The organism is Haloferula rosea, assembly GCF_016595525.1.
Taxonomy (GTDB): domain Bacteria; phylum Verrucomicrobiota; class Verrucomicrobiia; order Verrucomicrobiales; family Akkermansiaceae; genus Haloferula; species Haloferula rosea.
Map to the genome: position 1 here is coordinate 1 of NZ_JAENII010000029.1, position 5626 is coordinate 5626.

Consider the following 5626-nt stretch of genomic DNA (forward strand, 5'->3'; position numbering starts at 1 on the left):
GTACAAAAAAGAGCCCGGTATCTTCATGTCTGAAGATACCGGGCATAGACCTGGCGGCGACCTACTCTCACAGGGCCTATCGCCCCACTACCATCGGCGCTGCAGTGTTTCACTTCCGGGTTCGGGATGGGACCGGGTGGTTCCACTACGCTATGGCCACCAGAGGAGGAGCTTCGTTTCTTGTGAAACGCCACCTCTAATTGCCTTAGCATTGTCAAAAACGTGTGACCCACCGTTTGCACGGTGGATGCCCACTCTCTGGCATCCACATGGAGATTATTCTGTTTGTTCCTTCCTGTCCCTTTCCTTGCTCACTTGATCGATCATTACTGATGATCGACGAGCCTCACAGTCCTTTGGAAATCAACAACGACTTCGAAAAGAAAAGAGGAATCAAGCCAGACGGATGATTAGTAGTGCTCGGCTACGCCTGTTACCAGACTTCGACCTACACCCTATCAACGTGGTCGTCTTCCACGATCCTTCAGGGAAAACTCATCTTGGGAATAGCTTGGCGCTTAGATGCTTTCAGCGCTTATCTAGTCCGAACTTAGCTACCCGGCCATGCCGTTGACACGACAACCGGTGCACCAGAGGTTCGTCAATTCCGGTCCTCTCGTACTAGGAATTGAACCCCTCAGTTTTCCTGCGCCCACAGAGGATAGAGGACCGAACTGTCTCGCGACGTTCTGAACCCAGCTCGCGTGCCGCTTTAACCGGCGAACAGCCGGACCCTTGGGACCTTCTCCAGCCCCAGGATGCGACGAGCCGACATCGAGGTGCCAAACTTCGCCGTCGATATGAACTCTTGGGCGAAATCAGCCTGTTATCCCTAAGGTACCTTTTATCCGTTGAGCGACGGCAATTCCACATTCAACCGCCGGATCACTTAGGCCTACTTTCGTATCTGCTCGGCTTGTAGGCCTCACAGTTAGGCGGGTTTATGCCTATGCACTCGACACATGGTTGCAAACCATGCTGAACCCACCTTCGCGCTCCTCCGTTACTCTTTAGGAGGATACCGCCCCAGTAAAACTGACCGGCTGACACTGTTCCCCAGCCAGATTCATGGCATGAGGTTAGACTCTCCAATACACAAGGGTGGTATCTCACTGGCGACTCCGAATGGCCCTAAAACCACTCTTCAATGTCTCCCACTTATACTGAGCATGTAAATCAAAAAGCCAATGACAGCTTACAGTTAAGGTCTATAGGGTCTTTCCGTCCTTCTGCGGGTAGGCGGCATCTTCACCGCCATTACAATTTCACTGAGCACCTGGTTGAGACAGTGCCCAACTCGTTACACGATTCGTGCAGGTCGGAACTTACCCGACAAGGAATTTCGCTACCTTAGGACCGTTATAGTTACGGCCGACATTCACGGGGACTTGGGTTCAGAGCTTCGCCGAAGCTAACACCTTACCTTAATCTTTCCGCATTGGTCACGTGTCACATCCTATACTTGGACTTGCGTCTTGGCAGAATGCTGTGTTTTTGCTAAACAGTCGGTTGGGCCAGTTCACTGCGGCCCCCTCAGCCGAAGCCTAGGGGCACCCCTTCTTCCGAAGTTACGGGGCTAATTTGCCGAGTTCCTTAACCAGGGTTCACTCTTACGCCTTAGAATACTCATCCCACCCACCTGTGTCGGTTTACGGTACGGGTCGCTTAGCATACGCAGGGGCTTTTCTTGGCACGGTTTCAGATGATGCGGATCGGCCGTAGCCTCACCTCGGAATTCAATTACCTAGTCATCATTCACCATGCGTCCCCCCTGTTTAAGGGTCGCGAGCGCGGGAATATTAACCCGCTGTCCATCGCCTACGCATATCTGCCTCGGCTTAGGCCCCGGCTAACCCAGGGACGAAAAACGTAGCCCTGGAAACCTTGGGTTTACGGCGGACCGGGATCTCACCGGTCTATCGTTACTCATGTCTGCATCCTCTCTTGTCAGCGCTCCACTTTCAGTCGCCATCTAGCTTCAATGTACTGACAATGCTCCTCTACCACGCCTCAGTAAAAACTGAGACATCCAGAGCTTCGGTATCATGCTTATCGCCAATCATTTTCGGCGCAGGATCTCTCGATGAGTAAGCTATTACGCATTTTTTAAATGGTGGCTGCTTCTAAGCCAACATCCTCACTGTCTGTGAAATCCCACATCCTTTCCACTTAGCATGATTTAGGCACCTTAGCTGCTGATCAGGGTTGTTTCCCTTTTGACGATGAAGCTTATCCCCCACCGTCTCACTGCCGCGCTCTACCCACTGGTATTCGGAGTTTGATAAGGTTTGGTACCCGGGTATGGGCCCTAGCCTTGTCAGTGCTCTACCCCCAGTAGTCAACACGCGACGCTGCACCTCAATGCATTTCGAGGAGAACCAGCTATCACGGGGTTTGAATAGCCTTTCACTCCTACCCTCAGCTCATCCGAGAATTTTTCAACATTCACCGGTTCGGTCCTTCACGCAGTATTACCTGCGCTTCAACCTGGCCAAGGGTAGATCACCTCCGCTTCGGGTCCGGCACCTGCAACTATGTTCGCCCTGTTCGGACTCGCTTTCGCTTCGCCTCCGTCCCGGAAGGACTTAGGCTTGCCACAGATACCAACTCGCAGACTCATTAAGCAAAAGGCACGCAATCACAGCCGAAGCTGCTCTTACACCTTGTAGGCACAGGGTTTCAGGTTCTATTTCACTCCGCTCGCAGCGGTACTTTTCACCTTTCCCTCACGGTACTTGTTCACTATCGGTCGCTAGTTAGTATTTAGCCTTGGAGGGTGGTCCCCCCATCTTCATACGCCGTTTCACGTGTGGCGTATTACTTGCACCTAGCTGAATCAGATTTCGCGCACGAGGGTTTCACTCTCTTTGCCGCCTCTTTCCAAAGGCTTACACTATCGTCATCAGTCACTAATGGTTGGGCTGTTCCCCGTTCGCTCGCCACTACTTAGGGAATCTCGGTTGATTTCTTTTCCTCCGGTTACTGAGATGTTTCACTTCACCGGGTATCGCGTTTTCTTCCCTATGTATTCAGGAAGAAACGATGGAGTTCTAACTCCACCAGGTTACCCCATTCGGAAATCTTCGGATTAAAGTGTATTTGCCACTCCCCGAAGCTTATCGCAGCTTATCACGTCCTTCATCGCCTTCTAGCACCTAGGCATTCACTCTGTGCCCTTTATAGCTTGATTCCGTCTTTTAAAATTCGAAATCAGCTTGTCTGTTTGTCTGGATCAAACTCGCTCGGGTAATAACTCCCTCGCTCATCTGATCCGCCGTAAAGACAATCTCTTGTCTTATGGAAATCGAGTATTTCCAAGGACTGTAAAAATTATGGCTCGTTTAGTGAGCAATTGTAATTATTGCAGTCAGGAAAAACTTTTATTTCTCCATGTGGATGTCAAAGAGCGGACAAATCGTCATCACTCACATCGTTTCCTCTTAGTCAACACCTCCTCCAGGATGGCAAATGGTGGGCCAGACAGGACTTGAACCTGTGACCCCACGCTTATCAAGCGTGTGCTCTAACCAACTGAGCTACAGGCCCGGTTAAAAATGCCAAAGGCCAAATTAACCAATCCCAAAACCTTTGATTTCGGAATTTGAAATTGTTCCTTTGGAATTTGGAAGTTGGTGGAGGTAACCGGATTCGAACCGATGACATCCTGCTTGCAAAGCAGGCGCTCTACCAACTGAGCTATACCCCCTGATTGCTGCAAATCCCAAATTCCAAATCTCAATTTCAAAAACCAGGGCTTTGATCCCCTGAATCCTGAAACCTCAATCCAAAACCGAGATTCACGGTTTGAAGGTGCTTTTCTTAGGAAAGGAAAGGAATACGACTAAATTGTGCACTGCGACCATCGGGGGAATTCTCCCCGTTTTATGGTTGTGCGACTATAAGGTTATAAAGGTTTGCCATCCGATTGCTCGGACAACGAAGATCCATCTGATTTAACTCAGGTGGACCTCGACCTGCTGCAGTGACTGCGTGAAACAGTTTGCCAGCTTACTCCTTAGAAAGGAGGTGATCCAGCCGCAGGTTCCCCTACGGCTACCTTGTTACGACTTCATCCCAGTTACCAGCTTCACCTTAGGACCTATACAGATACTTCGGGTGCTACCGGCTTCCATGATGTGACGGGCGGTGTGTACAAGACCCGGGAACGTATTCACGGCACCGTAGCTGATGTGCCATTACTAGCGATTCCGGCTTCATGGAGGCGAGTTGCAGCCTCCAATCCGAACTGGGCCCAGTTTTTCAGATTTCCTCCACCTCGCGGTCTCGGTTCTAATTGTACTGGGCATTGTAGTACGTGTGCAGCCCAGGGCGTAAGGGCCATACTGACCTGACGTCATCCCCACCTTCCTCCCAGTTGATCTGGGCAGTCTGATTAGAGTCCCCACCTTTACGTGCTGGCAACTAATCACAGGGGTTGCGCTCGTTGCGGGACTTAACCCAACATCTCACGACACGAGCTGACGACGGCCATGCAGCACCTGTGCAAGGTGTCCGAAGACTCATCCGCTTTCACGGAATTAGCAATGCATGTCAAGCCCTGGTAAGGTTCTTCGCGTTGCATCGAATTAAGCCACATACTCCACCGCTTGTGCGGGTCCCCGTCAATTTCTTTGAGTTTTAGTCTTGCGACCGTACTCCCCAGGCGGTGCGCTTAACGCGTTAGCTCCGGCACAAGGGGGGTCGAAACCCCTCACACCAAGCGCACACCGTTTACTGCCAGGACTACAGGGGTATCTAATCCCTTTCGCTACCCTGGCCTTCGAGCCTCAGCGTCAGTAAATGTCCAGTAACTCGCCTTCGCCACGAGTGTTCCTCTCGATATCTACGCATTTCACTGCTACACCGAGAATTCCAGTTACCCCTCCATTACTCTAGTCGGGCAGTATCGGATGCAGTTCCGAGGTTGAGCCCCGGGATTTCACATCTGACTTACCCAACCGCCTACGCTCCCTTTACGCCCAGTGATTCCGAACAACGCTCGGGACCTTCGTATTACCGCGGCTGCTGGCACGAAGTTAGCCGTCCCTTCCTCTTTTGATACTATCAACCCTGTCGGCTATTCACCGCCAGGTCTTACTCTCAAATGACAGGAGTTTACAATCCGAAGACCTTCATCCTCCACGCGGCGTTGCACCATCAGACTTTCGTCCATTGTGAATTATTCTCGACTGCTGCCACCCGTAGGTGTCTGGACCGTGTCTCAGTTCCAGTGTGACTGATCGTCCTCTCAGACCAGCTACCCGTCGTTGCCTTGGTGAGCCGTTACCTCACCAACAAGCTGATAGGACGCGAGCCAATCTCGTAGCGACAGCCGAAGCCACCTTTACCCTTGCGGGACCATGGGGTATTAATCCGCCTTTCGGCGGGCTATTCCCCTCTACGAGGCATGTTACTCACGTGTTACTCACCCGTGCGCCACTAGGAATCCTCAAAGCAAGCTCCAAAGATTCCCCGTACAACTTGCATGTCTTAAACACGCCGCCAGCGTTCGTTCTGAGCCAGAATCAAACTCTCCGTAAAAAACGTATCGTCATGTTTCCATGACGTAAAATTGACCTCGAAACAGTTTATCAGCCCGAAGGCATCCTTCCTGCTTCAACCGCAC

At 51.4% G+C, this 5626-nt stretch carries 2 tRNA genes and 3 rRNA genes; all 5 read right to left on the bottom strand.

Annotation, left to right across the window (positions count from 1 at the left end):
- Positions 1–48: 48 nt before the first annotated feature.
- The 5 genes from rrf to JIN81_RS18600 all read right to left on the bottom strand — a co-directional run bounded on the left by rrf (position 49) and on the right by JIN81_RS18600 (position 5541).
- Positions 49–164: ribosomal RNA gene (rrf, locus tag JIN81_RS18580) — 5S ribosomal RNA — on the bottom strand.
- 225 nt (positions 165–389) lie between these two features.
- Positions 390–3190, bottom strand: a 23S ribosomal RNA gene (locus tag JIN81_RS18585).
- A 279-nt stretch (positions 3191–3469) separates the two neighbouring features.
- Positions 3470–3546: transfer RNA gene (locus tag JIN81_RS18590), tRNA-Ile, on the bottom strand.
- Between the two features lie 84 nt (positions 3547–3630).
- Positions 3631–3706: transfer RNA gene (locus tag JIN81_RS18595), tRNA-Ala, on the bottom strand.
- Between the two features lie 313 nt (positions 3707–4019).
- Positions 4020–5541 (bottom strand): 16S ribosomal RNA (locus tag JIN81_RS18600).
- The 16S, 23S and 5S rRNA genes sit together here with 2 tRNA genes alongside, the layout of an rRNA operon.
- Positions 5542–5626: the final 85 nt, after the last annotated feature.